This window comes from Mesorhizobium sp. UC74_2 (assembly GCF_042701485.1).
Classification (GTDB): Bacteria; Pseudomonadota; Alphaproteobacteria; order Rhizobiales; family Rhizobiaceae; genus Mesorhizobium.
Genome location: NZ_CP170562.1, coordinates 5,809,062 through 5,826,262, shown reverse-complemented (window position 1 = coordinate 5,826,262; position 17,201 = coordinate 5,809,062). Strand labels below are relative to the sequence as shown.

Annotated in this window: 16 protein-coding genes, 1 tRNA gene and 1 pseudogene; 4 read left to right on the top strand and 14 right to left on the bottom strand. The window is 62.1% G+C overall.

What is annotated here, in order from left to right; translation table 11 throughout:
* The first annotated feature begins 17 nt into the window (after window positions 1-17).
* Complete coding sequence (locus ACFJIU_RS28415; RefSeq protein ID WP_379065631.1) at window positions 18-887, top strand: endonuclease/exonuclease/phosphatase family protein; 870 nt, start codon at window positions 18-20, stop codon at window positions 885-887.
* A gap of 1 nt (window position 888) precedes the next feature.
* Here ACFJIU_RS28415 and ACFJIU_RS28410 read toward each other — a convergent pair whose 3' ends face one another.
* The 4 genes and pseudogenes from ACFJIU_RS28410 to rplU all read right to left on the bottom strand — a co-directional run.
* Complete coding sequence (locus ACFJIU_RS28410; RefSeq protein WP_379065628.1) at window positions 889-1,419, bottom strand: GNAT family N-acetyltransferase; 531 nt, start codon at window positions 1,417-1,419, stop codon at window positions 889-891.
* 57 nt (window positions 1,420-1,476) lie between these two features.
* Complete coding sequence (locus ACFJIU_RS28405; RefSeq protein ID WP_379065626.1) at window positions 1,477-2,064, bottom strand: GNAT family N-acetyltransferase; 588 nt, start codon at window positions 2,062-2,064, stop codon at window positions 1,477-1,479.
* A 122-nt stretch (window positions 2,065-2,186) separates the two neighbouring features.
* Window positions 2,187-2,456: a 50S ribosomal protein L27 gene (rpmA, locus tag ACFJIU_RS28400; protein ID WP_054309796.1), complete on the bottom strand. Its 270-nt coding sequence runs from the start codon at window positions 2,454-2,456 to the stop codon at window positions 2,187-2,189.
* Between the two features lie 106 nt (window positions 2,457-2,562).
* Window positions 2,563-3,006 (bottom strand): annotated as a pseudogene (gene rplU, locus ACFJIU_RS28395) (50S ribosomal protein L21); the annotation flags it as partial.
* A 277-nt stretch (window positions 3,007-3,283) separates the two neighbouring features.
* Between rplU and ACFJIU_RS28390 the strand changes: the two are divergent.
* The 3 genes from ACFJIU_RS28390 to ACFJIU_RS28380 all read left to right on the top strand — a co-directional run bounded on the left by ACFJIU_RS28390 (window position 3,284) and on the right by ACFJIU_RS28380 (window position 4,964).
* Window positions 3,284-3,373: transfer RNA gene (locus tag ACFJIU_RS28390), tRNA-Ser, on the top strand.
* A gap of 241 nt (window positions 3,374-3,614) precedes the next feature.
* Entirely contained in the window at window positions 3,615-4,016 is a 402-nt protein-coding gene (locus ACFJIU_RS28385; protein WP_379065624.1) for a hypothetical protein, read from the top strand.
* A 78-nt stretch (window positions 4,017-4,094) separates the two neighbouring features.
* A complete protein-coding gene (locus tag ACFJIU_RS28380; protein ID WP_379065622.1) occupies window positions 4,095-4,964 on the top strand; it encodes a phosphotransferase family protein in 870 nt (289 codons plus the stop codon).
* Window positions 4,965-5,001: 37 nt separating this feature from the next.
* Here the strand turns inward: ACFJIU_RS28380 and ACFJIU_RS28375 are convergent, their stop codons facing one another.
* From ACFJIU_RS28375 to ACFJIU_RS28330, 10 genes are all read right to left on the bottom strand, one after another.
* The gene (locus tag ACFJIU_RS28375; protein WP_379065620.1) at window positions 5,002-5,532 is read right to left on the bottom strand and encodes a dihydrofolate reductase family protein; all 531 of its coding nucleotides are present in this window, start codon (window positions 5,530-5,532) and stop codon (window positions 5,002-5,004) included.
* A 111-nt stretch (window positions 5,533-5,643) separates the two neighbouring features.
* Window positions 5,644-6,030 (bottom strand): helix-turn-helix transcriptional regulator, encoded by a 387-nt coding sequence (locus tag ACFJIU_RS28370; protein ID WP_379065618.1) that lies wholly within the window; start codon window positions 6,028-6,030, stop codon window positions 5,644-5,646.
* A gap of 129 nt (window positions 6,031-6,159) precedes the next feature.
* Complete coding sequence (locus tag ACFJIU_RS28365) at window positions 6,160-7,023, bottom strand: glycine betaine ABC transporter substrate-binding protein (protein ID WP_379065616.1); 864 nt, start codon at window positions 7,021-7,023, stop codon at window positions 6,160-6,162.
* 24 nt (window positions 7,024-7,047) lie between these two features.
* Complete coding sequence (locus ACFJIU_RS28360; protein ID WP_379065615.1) at window positions 7,048-7,977, bottom strand: ABC transporter permease; 930 nt, start codon at window positions 7,975-7,977, stop codon at window positions 7,048-7,050.
* Between the two features lie 119 nt (window positions 7,978-8,096).
* Window positions 8,097-9,263, bottom strand: a complete 1,167-nt coding sequence (proV, locus tag ACFJIU_RS28355; protein WP_379073256.1) for a glycine betaine/L-proline ABC transporter ATP-binding protein ProV — start codon at window positions 9,261-9,263, stop codon at window positions 8,097-8,099.
* 574 nt (window positions 9,264-9,837) lie between these two features.
* Window positions 9,838-11,490 (bottom strand): ABC transporter substrate-binding protein, encoded by a 1,653-nt coding sequence (locus ACFJIU_RS28350; protein WP_379065613.1) that lies wholly within the window; start codon window positions 11,488-11,490, stop codon window positions 9,838-9,840.
* Window positions 11,491-11,561: 71 nt separating this feature from the next.
* Window positions 11,562-13,613 (bottom strand): FAD-dependent oxidoreductase, encoded by a 2,052-nt coding sequence (locus tag ACFJIU_RS28345; RefSeq protein ID WP_379065611.1) that lies wholly within the window; start codon window positions 13,611-13,613, stop codon window positions 11,562-11,564.
* 123 nt (window positions 13,614-13,736) lie between these two features.
* The gene (locus ACFJIU_RS28340) at window positions 13,737-15,296 is read right to left on the bottom strand and encodes a trimethylamine methyltransferase family protein (RefSeq protein WP_379065609.1); all 1,560 of its coding nucleotides are present in this window, start codon (window positions 15,294-15,296) and stop codon (window positions 13,737-13,739) included.
* A 121-nt stretch (window positions 15,297-15,417) separates the two neighbouring features.
* The gene (locus ACFJIU_RS28335; protein WP_379065607.1) at window positions 15,418-16,017 is read right to left on the bottom strand and encodes an HD domain-containing protein; all 600 of its coding nucleotides are present in this window, start codon (window positions 16,015-16,017) and stop codon (window positions 15,418-15,420) included.
* Complete coding sequence (locus tag ACFJIU_RS28330) at window positions 16,014-17,159, bottom strand: TauD/TfdA family dioxygenase (RefSeq protein ID WP_379065606.1); 1,146 nt, start codon at window positions 17,157-17,159, stop codon at window positions 16,014-16,016. Before ACFJIU_RS28330 ends, ACFJIU_RS28335 begins: the two co-directional genes overlap by 4 nt.
* Between the last annotated feature and the right edge of the window lie 42 nt (window positions 17,160-17,201).

Here is a 17,201-nt window from a genome sequence, read left to right as displayed (position 1 = left end):
ATGCGGGAGAGTGCGTTATGCGGGTTGTCACTTACAACGTCCAGTACGGCATCGGCCTCGACGGTCGCTACGACCTCGGCCGCATCGCGGACGCCGTGCGCGGCGCCGACGTCATCGCCCTGCAGGAGATCTCGCGCAACAACCCGCGCAACGGCGGACATGACATGGTTGCCGCGATCGGCGAGGCGCTGCCGGACTATTTTGCCGTCTATGGTTCCAATTTCGAGGCCAATATCGGCTCTTCGATCGTCGGCGGCCGTGCCCGCACGGTCACCTTCCAGCTTGGCAACATGGTGCTGTCGAAGACGCCGATCCATCTGTCGCGCAACCTGCTGCTGCCGCGAAGCCGCTCCGTCGGCACCATGAACTTCCAGCGCGGCGCCATTGAGGCCCTGATCGAGACACCGCTCGGTTTCGTGCGCTTCTATTCCGCACATCTCGACCATCGCAATCCCGTCGAGCGCGCCCGGCAGGTCCGTTTCCTGCGCGATCGTGTGCTCAACTATGCGCTTGAAGGCGGCGGACTGAGCGGCCTCGGCGAGATCGGCCTGCCGGAACCGCCATGCCCCGAGGCTTTCGTCGTCATGGGCGATTTCAACATGCTGGCCGGTTCGCCCGAATATGTCGACTTCGCCGGCCTGCCCGATCACGAATTCGGCCTGCATCTCAGCGCCGACCTCGCCGTCGACGCCGCCGTGCGGCTGGACGCCGGGGAACCGGACCTCGTCACCTGGGTCGACCCGGAGCGACCCAAGGACGAAAGCCGCCACAAGCGCATCGACTACATCTTCACCAGCGCCTCGCTGGCCGGTTCGCTGAAACGCCTCTGGGTCGACCGCAACGCGGACGGCTCCGACCACCTGCCCGTCTGGCTCGAACTGGGCTGAGCTACCCTCGCCAAGCATCTTTGTTTGCCTTGTCGATGGTCGCCATCATGACCATGTCGCAGTAGCTGCCGTCGATGCAGGCCGCATCGCGTTCGACGCCTTCCTGAACGAAGCCGACCTTCCGATAAAGCGCGATGGCGCGCGCGTTGTCGGCATAGGCCGTCAATTCGACACGCACGATGCCCTGTCGACGCGCTTCAGCGAGCGTCGTTTCGATCAGTTGCCGGCCAAGCCCGCGGCCGCGATAGTCTGGAACGATTCCCATGCCGAGCGCTCCCCGGTGCGCAAAAACCGGCCTTTCGTGCCTGGAAACATCGCACCAGCCGACGACTTCATCCTTCACGACTGCCACGAACTGCGGATTGCGCTTCTCCATCATGCCGCGCACGAAATCGCGCGTGGCTGCCAGCGGCGGCGCTTCCAGGAAGGCGAGATACCTGCGCTCGCGCGCCACGGTATCGAGCGCGCGATGGAAGCTCTCGATATGGGTCTCCGCCATCGGCGCGATGGTGGCTTGTGTTGCTTCGTTCATTGCCCTGCTCATTGCCGTCAGCGGCCGGCGGCCTCTCTCAACGCCGCCGGCCATCAACTACAGCCGCACCCAGCTTCTCAGGCTCGCCCAGGTCTTGCGGTCGAGCCGGTAACGCTCGACCGGCACCTGGCCGGCAACCATGGAATTCAGCATGCCCTGGCCGGCATACTGGAAGCCGCACTTGTGGATGACCCGGCGCGAGGCCGGGTTGATCACCCGGGTCGAGGCCTGGAGGACCTGGATCGTCGTGCGCGTGAAGGCGAGGTCGACCAGCGCGTGCGCCGCCTCGGTGGCGTAGCCGCGCTTCCAGTGCGGCTCGCCGATCCAGTAGCCGAGTTCCAGGCCACGGTCGGTGCTGTTCAGCCCGGCGCAGCCGATGAAGGCGCCGTTCTCGGCAAGAGTCAGTGCATAGACGATGCCGCCGCGCGGCGCCCGTGCCATGGCCAGGAAGCTGCGGGCTTCCTCGATGCCGTAGGGATGCGGCATGCGGGCGAGCATCTCGGCGACGTGGCGGTTGTCGGCAAGCGCCACCAGCTGAGCGATATCCGCCTCGCACGGCGCCCGCATCACCAGGCGTTCGGTGCGCAGCACCGGGTTATCGATCGTGAAGCCTCCGTCGTCCGTGTAGTCCGCTTCGGCAACCATGTTGAAAGTCCTCCAGGCACGAGAAAAAGGGGAGATGGTCACCCATCTCCCCTGATCCTTTTCCTGGCCTGGCCAGACACCGGTTCCCGAGATGGGGTGCCGGTGTCTAGGTGCGGAACCGGCTACTCCGCTGCTTTAAGGGTCGGGTTCACCGACACGTAGGTTCGGCCATTGGCTTTTTTGTTGAAGGCTACGACGCCGGCTTCCAGCGCAAACAGGGTATGGTCCTTGCCCATGCCGACATTGGTGCCGGCATGCCACTTGGTGCCACGTTGACGAATAATGATGTTGCCTGCGATCACGGCTTCACTGCCGAACTTCTTCACGCCAAGGCGCTTGGATTCCGAATCGCGACCGTTGCGCGACGAACCGCCAGCTTTCTTGTGTGCCATTTCATTGCTCCTTTGCGCCGCGGGGGCGCCTCAAAACCCTTATGAACGCGTTCGCGTTCCGTTTCAAGCCTGCTCGGGCGACATGGCCGCCCGGTCAGTCTTACTCAGCGGCGTCCTCTGCCTTGGCCTTCTTCGGCGCAGCCTTCTCCTTCTTGGGAGCGGCTTCAGCCTTGGCCTCTGCAGCGGTTTCCGCCTTCACCTCGGCCTTGGCAGCCGCCTTCTTGGAAGGCTTGGCACCGGCGACCAGAATCTCGGAGATGCGCACGGTGGTCTGCAGCTGGCGGTGGCCGATCTTGCGGCGCGAATTCTGCCGGCGGCGCTTCTTGAAAGCGATGACGGTGCGGTTCTTGCCCTGCTCGACGACTTCGGCGGTGACCACCGCGCCGTCGACGAACGGAGCGCCGATCACGACATTCTCGCCTTCGCCATGCGCCAGAACCTGGCCGATTTCGACGACGTCGCCGACATTGGCCTCGAGCTTCTCGATCTTGAGCACATCGTTGGCGGCAACACGATACTGCTTGCCGCCCGTTTTGATGACTGCGAACATTTTTTGCCTTTCGCTGTTCGGTCGGCCTTTTTGAACCGCTTGTCCTTGTCGGGGCGGTTCGGCCGTCTTTTTGTCAGTCTGCGGGTTCAAAAAACAAGCGGCGCGGAGAATCCCCCACGCCGAATGCGGGCCGTCCATAACCGCAGCTTCGCGGTGAGTCAAGGCAAAGGCCGGACGGCTTCGTCAAAAAGGGCCGAAATCAGCCCATTTAGGGCCTTGTGTCCCGGGCAAGCAGCCGTTATCTAGTGCGCCGCGCCGGCAAGGCCGACCACGCTGCGGAGAAGTGGCTGAGTGGTTGAAAGCACCGCACTCGAAATGCGGCATACTCGCAAGGGTATCGGGGGTTCGAATCCCTCCTTCTCCGCCATTATCTTTTTGCCCCCTGGATTTGGCTCCGTTTTTGAATGCCCAGGATGCTGAGGGTCGTCTTGAGGTGGAAGGAGAGCCGTTCCCACCCCTCGTCCAGACCGCAGGAAAGACTACAAGGCTACCCTTGAAGTCCGAACCCACAATGTCCTCCCTACCAATGGTGGTGAAGGCATGGTCGTCGGTGATTTTGATAGCGGTGAATTTGCAAAAGGTTATGAGGCCTTGGATACTCGCAAGTCATGACATCTCCCAAGTCCACGCTGCATGATATTCCTGGAGGGGAGGCACTCGTTGATTGGTTCGGGTGCGTGCCCCGCTTTCATGATGCCGAACTGCTTGAGATAACCTTCTCCGGCAAGGGAGCTGCGCTGCTGCGCATACAGGCCTGGAGTATGACGGACCAGGTGGATGCCAAGGGCTATTTTGTTCTCGACAAGCACGCGACGGTCACTCTCATCCTTGATGGCGTGACCACAATCCATTGCATCGATTTCAACATGATGCCGGCAATCATCTTTGATCTGGAGATCACTCAGGTCGAGGAGAACTACCGCATCGAATGGAGTGCGAGCTACGGGGTAGCCGGCTTCATCATTGCAAAGCACGTGCGGATCAATCTCGTGCCCGGAAAGCCCGACTAAGAGGAGTTTCGAGGCAGAGTCTTGGCAACTGCAATTATCGTGGTCGCGATCTCGAGCATATGAAAACGGAGCCGTTTCGTGCAAGCTACCGACGTTTCGCGTGCTGTGGCTGCGGCCACGTCCACCGCCACCGAGCTTGGCCTGACAGTCGATGATGCGGTTGTTCTCCAGAATTCGAACAAGCTCACCTTGCGCCTTCTGCCCTGCGACATCCTTGCCCGGGTAGCACCCTTGGCGGATCCGGTTATGCCGTTCGAGGTCGAGCTGGCCGAGTTGCTTGCAAAGACCGACAGCCCCGCAGTTGCGCTCGAACCCCGCATTCCGCCGCGCGTCTACGAGCGCGATGGTTTCACGCTGACATTCTGGACCTACCATGCGTCCGTCACGCTGGACGTCGCGCCGGTCGACTATGCGCGTTCATTGCGGCGCCTGCACATCGGCATGGAAAAAATCGCGATCGCCACGCTGCGCTTCACCGATCGGGTTGCGGAAGCAGGGCAACTTCTGGCCAACCGTAACCTGACGCCCGGACTGGGCGATGAGGATCGGGAGTTTCTCGGCAGCCTGCTGGAGAGCCTCAAACGAACGATTGTCGAGAGTGGCGCCGTAGAACAATTGCTGCACGGCGAACCACATCCCGGCAACGTACTGAACACCAGATTCGGGCCGCTGTTCATCGACCTTGAGACATGTTGCCGTGGGCCGGTGGAGTTCGACCTGGCCCATGTGCCTGATGCGGTCATCGAGCACTATCCCGACGTCGATCAGACGCTGCTGAGCGCATGCCGGGCCCTCGTTCTCGTCATGGTCGCAGCATGGCGGTGGGACGCGGGCGACCAGTTCCCAGACGGCCGGCACTGGGCTGAACAGCTCATCCGCACCCTGCGCGAGGGTCCGCCATGGCCGTCGCTCGATGCGATGACGCGGCGCCTCGGCGCTGCAGGATAAATGCTACGTCCTGATTTCCATCCGGCTGGCAACGTGATCAGGCAGGAACGTAGGTCAACCTGATCACGTCCTCGCCGATCCGATCATGCGTCACAAGGCGAAGCGATGGCCGGGGACCGGCGAAATAGGGCGTGCCGTGACCAAGCACGACGGGATGCAGGTAGATCCGGTATTCATCGATCAGGTTAAGTTCGGTGAGGCTTCGCGCCAGGTCCGGGCCGGCAACTTCGATCTCCCCGTCATGCCCAGCCTTGATCTCCCGGATCGCGCCCTCGAGACCACCCTCGACAAGTCGGGCGTTGGGACCGACCGCCTGCAACGAGCGCGACACGACCCATTTCGGCTGCTTCCGCCACGCCGCGGCGTAGGCCTGTCGGTCCGCATCCCACTCCGGATGATCGTCATCCCAGTAACGCATGATCTCATACATCCGGCGACCGTAGATGCTGCCGGCCTGCGCTTGAGCTTCCTCGATGAAATGGCGGAAGAGCGTGGGACTTGGCGCAAACCGCATGTGGTCGACATAGCCGTCCAGGGACTGGTTCATTCCGAACACAAGTTTGGCCATGCCAGTTCGCTCCCGCACGGAGACCACCCCATCTGCTTGCACTATGCAAGCAGATGGGTGGCAAATCAACCGATCTTTAGGTGCGCTGGAATGCCGGACGCCGAGCCTCCGTCATGCTGCAGTCGACCCGCTCTCCATCGTTCGGAGACCTTCGAAACCGACGATAAGCTGCTGCACACGCATGTTCAGGGTAGCGATGCTCCTGGATGTGTCGTGAAGCTCCCGCAAGAGTTTCGCCGGGTCGTCCCGGATGGATTCCTCCGGTGCGCTTCCGACACCGGTGAGAAGCCAGATCGGGCTGACGCCCAGGATTCCGGCCATGGTGGTCAATCGGTTGGCTCGCAGTTCGGCACGATCGCACTCCCAGGCGGTCCAGCTTGAGCTCAGGACGCCCAGGGCTTGCGCGGCTTGTGCGATCGAGAGCCCCGCGAATTCGCGGGCAAGCGATATCCGGCCGCCCAGCGTGTCGGCGGAAAAGTCGGCATGGTGATGGGACACGTTTCGGTCTCCTTTGAGAAAATGAGCGCAGCGGCTGGCTGCACTCGCGTTCCGGAACAATGGGCGGCGGCAAGCGCCGCCGTCCGCGAAGCAGTCACGTCGAGGGCGCCCCGAAGAGCGTGGCGTGCCTTATCCCTCGACCCACTTCTTCACCTGGTCGGGGTGATCGGCGATGTATTTGTCGACCGCTTTTTCGTAGGAGGTTTCCTGGGCGTCGAACATCGCCGCCTCGAGTTCGGGGATCGGCAGCTTCATGCGCGCAAGCAGTTCCGCGACCTTGGGATTGTCTTCCTTGAACCCCTTCCGGGCGAGGATGTCGATATGCTCGGCTTTGCCGAGCGAGCCCTTTGGATCTGCGATGTAGCGCAGCTTGTACTTGCCGAACATCCAGTGCGGGCTCCAGGCCGTGGCGACGAACCACTTCTCGGAACGCATGGCGCGGTCGACGGTGGTCAGCATGCCGGCCTCGCTGGAGATCTTCAGCTTGTAGTCCAGGCCGTAATCCTTGACCGCCTGCTCCGAAAGCCGTGTCAGGCCGGCGCCGGGGTCGATACCTTGCACCTCGCCGCCGAGTTTCTGCTTCACCTCGTCCTTTTTCAGGTCCTCGATCGAGCTGATCTCGCTTTCGGGGATATAAGCCGGAACGACCCAGCCCAGTTTTGCGCCGTCATAGATGGTACCCAGCGTCTCGACCTTGGATTCCACGCGCTTGAAATAGTCGGCATGGGTTTCGGGCAGCCAGGCCATCATCATGGCATCGATGTCGCCGCGGCTGACGCCCTGGTAGAGCGGAGCGACGTCCGTCTGCACCAGTTCGACCTTCTGGCCGAGCTTGTCCTCGATGAGCCTGGCGGCAAGCTTGGTGACGAATTCCGCATCCGACCACGCGGCCCAGCCCAACTTCACGGGTTTGCCCTCCTGTGCGAAGGCCGCGGTGGCCATGCTGCCCGCAACAAGCGCGGCCAATCCGATACGTGTGAGTGTCCTGAACATCTCTTCTCCTTCGTATTTGGAAGTTCAAGCCGCGGCGGAACGCTGCTTGTCATCAGCCGGAACGTGGTCCGGCGAATTCGCCCGCTCGACGCTCGCGGCCCTGCGGGAGACAAGGAAATTCAGGAAGCCCGAACTGCCTTTGCCGAAACTCTGGGTGATCCGATCCAGCACAACGGCCAGGATGACGACGGCCAGCCCGCCCTCGAAGCCGGCGCCCACGTCGAGACGCTGGATGCCTGTCAGCACATTGTTGCCGAGCCCGCCCGCGCCGATCATCGAGGCGATGACGACCATCGAAAGCGACAGCATGATCGTCTGGTTCACCCCAGCCATGATCGAAGGCATGGCATTGGGCAGTTGCACCTTGAACAGCAGTTGCGAAGGGGTGCAGCCAAAGGCCAGTCCTGCCTCAACGAACTCGCCATGGACCTGCCGGATGCCAAGATTGGTCAGGCGCACCACAGGCGGCATGGCGAAGATGACCGTGGCGATGGTCCCAGGCACCGCTCCCAGGCCGAAGAACATCGCGGCAGGGATCAGATAGACGAAGGCCGGCATCGTCTGCATCAGGTCGAGCACGGGTCGCAGCAGGCTCGCCACCCTGTCGGAGCGTGCCATGGCGATGCCGGCCGGAATACCGACGACCACGGCGATGACGGTGGCCGAAAGCACCAGCGACAGTGTCTCCATGGTGCCTTGCCAGAGGCCCATGTGATTGACCAGCGCAAGCGCCAGCAAGGCGAACACGGCAAATTTCCATCCCACCCGCCACAGCGACAGCATCGCCAGCAGGGCGATACCCGCCATCGGAGGAGTGCCCACCAGCGCGCCCTGGATGCTGCCGGTCACGAAACCGATCGCCGCGGCAATCACGTCCAGCGCGGGGGTGAAGTTGTCCAGGATGTAATTGACGACGACGTCGGCGCCATGGCCGACACTGAAATTGAGATCCACGATCTTTCCTTTCGGCTCAGCGCATGACCCCGAAAATCGGAATCGATTTTCGGAAAAGATCATGCGCCAAATCAAAGTGTTAGAGCGACCTTTGCGCGTCCGAATGGACGCGCGGCGCTCTAACCGGCCCTGTCGAGCGTTTCCAGAAGCGCCGACTTGCTGATGGAGCCGACATAGCGGCCATGCTCGTCGACCACGGGCACGGGCCAGCGGCTTTCGGCCACGCGGCCGAGCACGTTGGACAAGGGTTCGCCGGCAGCGATCGGCTCCACGCCCTGCAGGAAAGCGTTGCGATACGGCTCCGCGGTCTTTGTTTTGATCTTGTCGATCAGCGCGTCCTGGCTGACCATGCCGTGGAACTTTCGGTCGCGACCGACAACGATGGCCACGTCACGCCCGGACTGTTCCATCTGCTCCAGCGCAGCCGCCACGGAGACCCCCTGCCGGTCGATGATGGTGAGCTGTGTCTTGCGGGCGATGTCACCGGCCTTGAAGACCTGCGAGACATCCACATTGCGGAAAAACGACCGCACATAGTCGTTGGCGGGCTTCGAGACGATCTCGTCTGGCGTGCCGATCTGCACGACCTTGCCATGCTGCATGATGCAGATGCGGTCACCGATGCGCATGGCCTCGTCGAGGTCGTGGCTGACGAAGACGACCGTGCGGCTCTGCTCGGCCTGAAGGCGCATCAATTCATCCTGCATCTCGGTGCGGATCAACGGATCGAGCGCGGAAAAAGCCTCGTCCATGAGCAGGATGGTCGGTTCGCTGGCCAGCGCCCGCGCCAGACCGACACGCTGCTTCATGCCGCCAGAAAGCTCGTCCGGCCTGCTGTTCGCATAGGGCTTCAAGCCGACTGCGTCGAGCGCTGCAAGAGCCTTCCCGGCACGCTCGGCCTCGCTCGCCCCGGCAATTTCCAACCCGAAGGCAGCGTTGCCGAGCACAGTGCGATTGGGAAGCAGGGCGAAGGACTGAAACACCATGCTCATGTCGTGCCGCCGCAGTTCGATCAGCTCGCGCCTGGACATCTTCGTGATGTCGCGACCGTCGATCTCGACCGCACCGGCGGTCGGCTCGATCAGGCGGTTGAGAAGGCGAAGCAGCGTCGACTTGCCGGAGCCGGACAGGCCCATGATGACAAAGGTCTCGCCGGTCATGATGTCGAAGCTCGCATCGTCGACCCCGATCATACAACCGGTGGACGCATGGATCTCCAATTTTGGCTTGCCCGAACGCGCCATTTCCAGCGCTCGATCGGCATTGTCTCCAAATATCTTGTATATATTTCTGAGTCTTACTTTTTACGCCACTTGAATTTTTGGCGTTATGTTGTTCGGTCGTCGATATTGAATCAGAATAATTTGATACCATGCAGTAATTCGCAAATCCGCCGTGTCGGCGGATGAACTCTCCTCTTCTGGGAAAGAAACTTCCGACATTCCCTTATGGGGCAAAATAATCGCCAGGAATGCGCTTTCTGGCGGAAATGATATTCAGAATCCGGAGCCGTCATATAGACCCGACGGGAAAGACTGTCCACCCAAAGATCTTGCCGATTGCAACTTATGAGGGAAGAATCCCGAATTCGGAAGTTCACCTGGCGACTGCGGACAACTTCGCGACAACTGCGAAAGCGCACCTTTCCCATGGCCTTCGAGTGAATTTTCCGCCCAGTTTTTTGCCTCGGGAAAAGTTGTAATGAATCTCCGTTTTTTTCACGAAAACAGAAATCCCATGGCCGCTCGAGTTTTGAATTTCCGCCTCCAGCGCCCCCCTTCAAGCGACCGATTGCGGTCCTCGTCGGCAAACATGCGAACAGCCGGCACAGTTCTGCCGGCTGCTTTTGCGCCCTGCGGATCAGGCCTCTTCCAGCCAGACGTTCTGCAGATCCATCTCGAAGGTCTGGTGGATGCCGTAGTTCCGCACCTTCTTGCTCATGTGGCAATAAAGCTTCTGCCAGTAGGGCTGGATGATGACGCCTGAGTCCTGGAGGATTGTCTCGAGGTCCTTCATCACTTCGCGCCGCTTCTCGACATCATTGATGGAAAGCGCCTGTTTCAGCTTGGCGTCGAAATCGGGATTGGAATAGCCGGATTCGTTCCACGCCTCGCCGGTGCGGTAGCCCAGCGCCAGCACCTGCACGGCGAGCGGGCGCATGTACCAGATGGTCATCGAATAAGGATACTTGGTCCAGTCGTTCCAGAAGGTGGAGCCCGGCAGCACGGTCCGCTTGACCTTGATGCCCGCCTCGCGCAGCTGTGCTGCGATGGCGTCGCCCGTGTTCTTCTGCCAGTCGTCCTCGATCGTTATCAGCTCATGCTCGAAGTCGGCCTGGCCGGCATCGGCCATCAGCTTCTTGGCGCCGGCGGCATCACGCTCCTTCTTGGGCAGCGCATAATATTCGGGCTGGATCGGGCTGACGTGGTGGTTTTCGCCGACTGTTCCGCGTCCGCTGTAGCCGAGCTGCAGCACGACATTGTTGTCGACTGCCATCTGCAGCGCGTTGCGCACGCGCTGATCGTCATAGGGCTTGTGGGTGACGTTGGTGCGCGCAACCAGCGTCGTCGCCGTGGCGACTTCCGACCTCACCAGATCCATCTTGTCCAGAATGTCGATGAAGTCGGCCGGGGTTTCCAGGTTGAGGTCGATCTCGCCCGATTCGAACGCATTCACCGAGGCGTTGAAATCAGTGCCGTAGTCGACGAATTCGACACCGTCGAGCGGCGCCTCGCCACCCCACCACTTGCCGTTCTCGCGCCGCTTGACCACGGCCTTCTGGCCGACCGCATAGGACACCAGTTCGAACGGCCCGGTACCGATCGGCTTCTTGACCGGATCGGCGCCATCGGCGTCGAAGTTGCGGTGCACGATCAGTGCCGGATAATCGGTGAAGTTCGGCACGAGCGCGATATCCGGCTCGCCGAGCTTCAGCTTCACCGTGTGATCATCGACCTTGGTGATGGCGCCGTCCCGGGCCTTGCCGGTCTTGGCGTCGATCAGCGCGCCCATGCGCCCGGCCATCGAATTGCCGGCTGCGGCCTTTTCGCACCAGCGGGTCAGGTTGTAGGCGACGTCGTCGGCGGTGAAAGCGTCGCCATTGTTCCAGGTCACGCCCTTGCGCACATGCAGGACATATTCGGTGGCGTCGTCATTGACGTCCCAGCTTTCGAGCAGCACCGGCTCGAAGGTGAATTCGCGTGTGTAGCGCACCAGCGGCTCGAGCCAGCTGCGCGAGACATTGGCAAGCTCCACCCAGTCATAGGTGCGGGGGTCCTTCTGTGCCTTGACCGGCATCGATACCCGCAAGGTACCGCCCTTCCTGGCCTCCTCGGCAAAAGCAGGAGCAGGAACGGCCAGACCGACCATGCCGTAGGCAAGCGCCGTCGAGGCGCCCAGCGCGCTTGCCAGCGCCAGGAACTCGCGCCGGTCGACGCGGCCTGCCATAACGTCCTTGGCCATCGTCTCGACGGCTGCCGGGACGCGGTCGCCATTGTTTCTGAAGAACCCCATTCTATCCTCCCTTTCTTGTTCTGCTCGGTTTGTGTTCCCTTGGATCTCTGAGCTTTCTGTCTCGGGCCGGTTCACGCTCTCAGCGTGAAACGCATGCCGTCATAGACGGCGGCATGGATGTTCCTGGAGGCGACGGCATCGCCGATGCGATAGAGGGTGAAGGACCCGGCAGGATTGCGGTGCGGAAAGATGTCGCCGCCTTCGATCAGCCGCTCATAGTCGACCGCGCCTGTGTTGATGGAGAGTGGCTTCAGCGCCAGATAGAGCTCGTCGAGCGGCGCCGTGCCGTGCTCGACGACCACCTGATCGACCAGTCTTGTCGCCTGCCATCCGTCGGCAAAATCCGAGCCGAGCGTCACCACCAGCTGGTTGCCATCTCGCTTCACCGAGCGCAGGCGGGTGTTGATTGTGATGGTCACGCCCCTGGCGTGGAAGGCGGCCATATAGGGCACATGGTTGAGCCCGCCCATTTCCGGCGCGAAGAACCGTTCGGGTGAAACCAGCTCAAGCCTGGCACCCTGGTTGGCGATGAGTTCGGCGGCACCCATGCCCTGATGACCGCCATTGTCGTCATAGAGCAGCACGTTCTCGGCCGCCTTGACCGCGCCCGAGAGGATGTCCCAGCTCGAAGTGACCAGATCATCGCCTGCCCCCAGTGGCGGGTTCTGCGGAATGCCGCCGGTGGCGACGACGACGACGTCCGGCTCCAGGTCCAGCACGTCCTGGCTTTCGGCCCAGCTGTCGTAGCGGATATCGACGCCGAGCCGTTCCAGTTCGGCAAGCCGCCAGTCGACGATGCCGATCAGCTCCTTGCGGCGTGGATTCTGCGCGGCGAGCCGAATCTGCCCGCCCGCCTGCGAAGCAGCCTCCAGCACTGTCACCATGTGGCCGCGCTCGCCCGCCACGCGGGCGGCCTCCAGCCCCGCCGGGCCGGCCCCGACCACGACGACGCGCTTCCGTGCTCCGTCCGCCCTGGCGATGACATGCGGGATCGTCGCTTCCCGGCCCGTCGCCGCGTTGTGGATGCACAGCGCCTCGCCGCCCTCATAGATGCGGTCCAGGCAGTAAGTGGCACCGACACAGGGGCGGATCTCGTGTTCGCGGCCCTCCATCACCTTCCGCATGATGTGCGGGTCGGCGATGTGGGCGCGGGTCATGCCGACCATATCGAGCTTGCCGCTGGTTATGGCATGGCGTGCGGTCGCCACATCCTGGATGCGCGCGGCATGAAAGGTCGGGAACTTCGTCGCTGCCCTGACCTCGCCGGCGAAGTCGAGATGCGGCGAGGAGCGCATGCCTGTCACCGGAATGACCTTGGAAAGCGCGGCGTCGCTCTCGATCGATCCGCGGATGATGTTGAGGAAGTCGACCTTGCCGGAGTTCGCCAGCCGACACGCGATCTCGATGCCTTCCTCCTTCGAAAGGCCGGCGGCGAAATCCTCATCGGCCACCATGCGGATGCCGACGACGAAATCCTTGCCCACCGCTGCCCGCACGGCATCGAGCACCATGTCGGTGAAGCGCAGCCGGTTCTCCAGCGAACCGCCGAAGTCGTCGTCGCGATGGTTGGTGGCCGGCGACCAGAAGCCGTCGATGAGATGGCCATAGGCCTCGAACTCGATGCCGTCGAGACCTGCCGCCTGGCAGCGCTGGGCAGCAGAAGCATAATCCCCGATGATGCGCTCGATGTCCCACTCCTCCGCCGTCTTCGGAAAGGCGCGGTGGGCCGGCTCGCGCACCGGCGATGCGGATAGCACCGGTAGCCAGTCGGCCTTGTTCCAGCCGGTGCGGCGGCCGAGATGGGTGATCTGGATCATCACCTTGCAGTCGTGCTCGTGGCAGGCGTCGGTAAGTTCGGCCAGCCAGGGCACGATGGCATCGTCGTAGAGGTGCAGGTTGCCGAAGGCGGCCGGGCTGTCGCGCGACACGATGGCCGAGCCCGCGGTCATCGTCAGCGCCATGCCGCCCTTGGCTTTCTCGGCGTGATAGAGCCGGTAGCGCTCTTTCGGCATGCCGTCTTCGGAATAGGCGGGCTCATGGCTCGTCGACATCACCCGGTTCTTCAGAACCAGATGCTTCAGATGGTATGGCTGGAGGAGCGGATCTTTGGGTAGCGAAGTCATACGACTGCCTGCCTGAATCTGAATGGAAGCCCGATCATGCCGATTTGTGACGCCTGAGCAATTTCAGGAAAAGTGTGTTCCGCCTTTTCCCTGAGAAACGGAAACGCTCCAAGACCACCTGTTTCAATTGACGGTGTCCGGCAGCCTTTCCTCACGCCGCGCGATGAAATCCTCCAGCGCCTCGGCGATGCCCTCGTCGAGCTTCGGTTCCTCGTAGTCGGCCAGCATGTTGCGCGCCTTCTCCCGGCCGCGCGTGTCGTGATCCTTCGCCCCTTCCGCCTTCCATTGCTCGAAGGAATTGAAGTCCATGATGCTGGGGCTGAAGAAGGCGTTCTCGAAATGGTCGAGCGTGTGCTGCGTGCCGAGATAGTGGCCAGCCGGCCCGACCTCGCGCACGGCGGCCATCGCGTCCTTGAAATCCTCGAACGGAACCCCGCCGGCATATTTATACCAGCCGACAAGCTGCTCGCAGTCGGTGGCGAATTTCGAATAGCCGCAGGTCAGTCCGGCCTCGAGCCAGCCGGCGGAGTGCCAGATGTAGTTGGCGCCGGCCAGGATCGCCGCGTGCATCAGCATGTTCGCCTCGTAACCCGCCTGGGCGTCGTTCAGCTTGGAGCCGACATGGAAGCCGGATGTGCGCCAGGGCAGCCGGTATTTCCGGGCGAGCGCGCCCATGAGGTACATCATCTGCGCGGCTTCCGGCGTACCGCCCATGGGTGCCCCCGTCTTCATGTCGACGGCGACCATGAACTGCCCATAGATCTGCGGCGAGCCCGGACGCAGCAGCTGCGTGAAGGCAACGCCCGCCAGCGCCTCAGCATTGACCTGCGCGACGGCGCCCACCGAGGAAGCCGGTGTCGAGGCACCGCAAAGGGCGAAGGGGGCGAGGATCAGAGGCTGGTTGTTGCGCGCATAGACCTTCATGGCGTCGAGCATGGTTGCATCCCACACCAGCGGCGAGTTGCAGTTGGTGATCGACACCAGCACGGGATTGTCGCGGACATAGTCTTCGCCGAAGACTATGCCGGCCATCGCCATCGTGTCTTCGGCACGGTCCCTCGACGTGACGATGCCCATGAATGGCTTGTCTGAGTGCTTCAGGGCCGAATGGATGATGTGCAGATGCCGCTTCGGCACCGGGATTTCCATCGGCTCACAGATAATCGAACTCGACGAATGCAGCGCCGGCGCCATGTAGGCCAGCTTGTGGAAGTTCTGCAGGTCCTCCAGCGTGCCGTAGCGCCGGTTGTTGTCGAGGTCGCGCACATAAGGGGCGCCATACATCGGCACGAAGATGGAATTCTTGCCGCCGACGCGCACCGAGCGCTCAGGGTTGCGTGCGTTGAGCGTGAATTCGGCCGGAACCTTCGACACCAGCTCCATCAGAAGAGCACGGTCGAAACGAACCCGCGTGCCGGAAACATCGGCTCCCGCCTGCCGCCACAACGCAATCGCCTCGTCATCGCGGAATTCGCAGCCTACCTCTTCGAGGATGGACAGCGATTCCTGATGGATCAGCTCGACTGCCTCGTCGGGAACGATCTCATAGGCCGGAATCTGGCGTACCAGCGTGGGAAAGGCCGGCACGGCTGCACTTCTGAGCGCCTTGCGCCCGATGCGCCCGCCGCCGCGGCGATGCTGGGCCGGCGCTTCCGTGACCTGGCTTAGATCTGCAACACTCATATTAGGCGTTCTCCCTTGCGGAAAGAGAACGCACTGCAAGCTGCTTGTTCAAGCGAATAAGGAACGCTGGTCGCTTGAGTTCAATTCAAGCGACCAGCAAGAGCGGTGAGCCGCGCGACGATCAGGCAGCGGCCTTGCAGTGCCCATCGACCACCCGCTGCACCATCGGTGCGTAGTGCGCGAAGCTGGGGGTCGTCAGGCCGGCGATCTTCCCGGCATCGTCCAGATGGCGAACACGCACGATGTCGCGGACATTGGGATTTGTCTCGAAAACGGCGATCTCCTCCGGGCTCATCGGTCCACCCTGCAGGTTGAGGGAATGGATCGAAGCCGCCGACAACTGCCCGAAATAGGAAGGGTCCGTCGCGCAGATGTAGCGCTTGGCGGCGACATGGAAGCGAACGCAGTCGATCACCAGATCGGGAAAGAAGCGCTGCAACACTTCGGCACCCGCTTCCTCATGATGTTTGTCGTGCGTGTCGTCCATCGAGAACGTACCGAACTCGCTGGTGAAATGGCCGATATCGTGCAGCAGGGCAGCGACGACAATGATCTCCGGCTCGCCTTGCTGCTCGGCCAGATATGCACCCTGCAGCATGTGTTCGGCCATCGTCACCGGCTCCCCGAGATATTCCTCCCCGCCGCGACGCTCGAAGATATCGGCAAGGAACGGCACGATCGTATCCGCCGTCAACGTATCGGAAGCGGTCCTGGCCATCATGCCGCCTCCTGCCGCTCGATGGCCGCAAGCGTGGAGAGCAGGCCGTCCTTGTCGGCGTAGCAGCCCTGCAGCCACCGCGAGCCGGCGCCAGAGTAGCCCTTTCGGGCATGCAGCACGCGTGTGTTGTCGACAATGAAGGATTCGCCCGGCGACAGCTTGAAGGTCACTTCCATCGACGTGTCGTCTATGAGTTCTCCCAGCCGGCGATAGGCGGCGTAATAGTCTGCCATGTCGTCATATGGCACCTCGGTGATGGCTGCCGCCGAACGGTTGTTGAAGCGGATGCCGACCAGTTCCCCATCCGGGGCAAGCTCGATCATCGGCCTGCGCGAGCGCAGGCAGACGCCGGCGCTGCCGGCATATTCGAAGCGGGCGCAGTGGCCCGCCAGAAGATCGAAACCACGCGGATTTTCCGCGCGCAGCCTCTCACAGGCGCGGAACCCGTCGACAACCATGTTCTCGCCGCCCTTGGCAGAGTTTTCCAGGCAGTACAGTATCTGCAAGGTGGGTACCGGATCGCGATAGGGATTGTCGGTGTGTGCCTGAAGGCCAAGACCGGTATAGGCGAGGTTGGAGGGGTTCACCTCTGTCCGCACTTCGAAATGGCGGCCGTAATTCGTCTCCCGAACATAGCCGAATAGCGAAGCGACCTTGAACAGCGCACCGCTTTCGACCGGACCGCCGACAAGTTTGCCGAACCCGAAGCGCCGCACGCCGGCAAGCCAGACGGCGAGTGCTTGACGATCCTGGCTCACCGCGGCGAAATCGCCGACCGGGATCGCCGCACCCAGCGTCGCATCCCAGGTCTCGATTTCCGGTCCGGTCCATCCCGTGAGGCGGCTCGGCGTATCGTCATAGCTATGGTCGGCAAGCCATTTGAGATCGTAGGCGATGGTCCTGCCCTCCGGCTGGAACGTCACATGGAGCTGCTTTCCATCCGCGTGTGCCGAAGCGATCGTCGTATCGGCGGGAATATCGCCGAGCGTTATCAGGCGCTGACCGTTCCCCGGCGCGCGGGTCGCTTCGTCCCAGGCATTGTCGCGCAGCCAGATGGCATGGAAACGACGCCTGCCTTTGTCCGGAAGGTCGAGCGCGAGAGCCTCGCCACCGTCCAGAATCTCGAATTGGGTGTTGCCTGCCATGGGTCGCTCCTCAGCGGATAATGGTGGGGATGACCGCTACTT

Excerpts from the sequence above, each read along its gene's own strand:
- ACFJIU_RS28415 (WP_379065631.1), top strand. The coding sequence starts at position 18 with ATGCGGGTTGTCACTTACAACGTCCAGTACGGCATCGGCCTCGACGGT.
- ACFJIU_RS28410 (WP_379065628.1), bottom strand. The coding sequence starts at position 1,419 with ATGAACGAAGCAACACAAGCCACCATCGCGCCGATGGCGGAGACCCAT.
- ACFJIU_RS28405 (WP_379065626.1), bottom strand. The coding sequence starts at position 2,064 with ATGGTTGCCGAAGCGGACTACACGGACGACGGAGGCTTCACGATCGAT.
- rpmA (WP_054309796.1), bottom strand. The coding sequence starts at position 2,456 with ATGGCACACAAGAAAGCTGGCGGTTCGTCGCGCAACGGTCGCGATTCG.
- ACFJIU_RS28385 (WP_379065624.1), top strand. The coding sequence starts at position 3,615 with ATGACATCTCCCAAGTCCACGCTGCATGATATTCCTGGAGGGGAGGCA.
- ACFJIU_RS28375 (WP_379065620.1), bottom strand. The coding sequence starts at position 5,532 with ATGGCCAAACTTGTGTTCGGAATGAACCAGTCCCTGGACGGCTATGTC.
- ACFJIU_RS28365 (WP_379065616.1), bottom strand. The coding sequence starts at position 7,023 with ATGTTCAGGACACTCACACGTATCGGATTGGCCGCGCTTGTTGCGGGC.
- ACFJIU_RS28350 (WP_379065613.1), bottom strand. The coding sequence starts at position 11,490 with ATGGGGTTCTTCAGAAACAATGGCGACCGCGTCCCGGCAGCCGTCGAG.
- ACFJIU_RS28345 (WP_379065611.1), bottom strand. The coding sequence starts at position 13,613 with ATGACTTCGCTACCCAAAGATCCGCTCCTCCAGCCATACCATCTGAAG.
- ACFJIU_RS28340 (WP_379065609.1), bottom strand. The coding sequence starts at position 15,296 with ATGAGTGTTGCAGATCTAAGCCAGGTCACGGAAGCGCCGGCCCAGCAT.
- ACFJIU_RS28335 (WP_379065607.1), bottom strand. The coding sequence starts at position 16,017 with ATGATGGCCAGGACCGCTTCCGATACGTTGACGGCGGATACGATCGTG.
- ACFJIU_RS28330 (WP_379065606.1), bottom strand. The coding sequence starts at position 17,159 with ATGGCAGGCAACACCCAATTCGAGATTCTGGACGGTGGCGAGGCTCTC.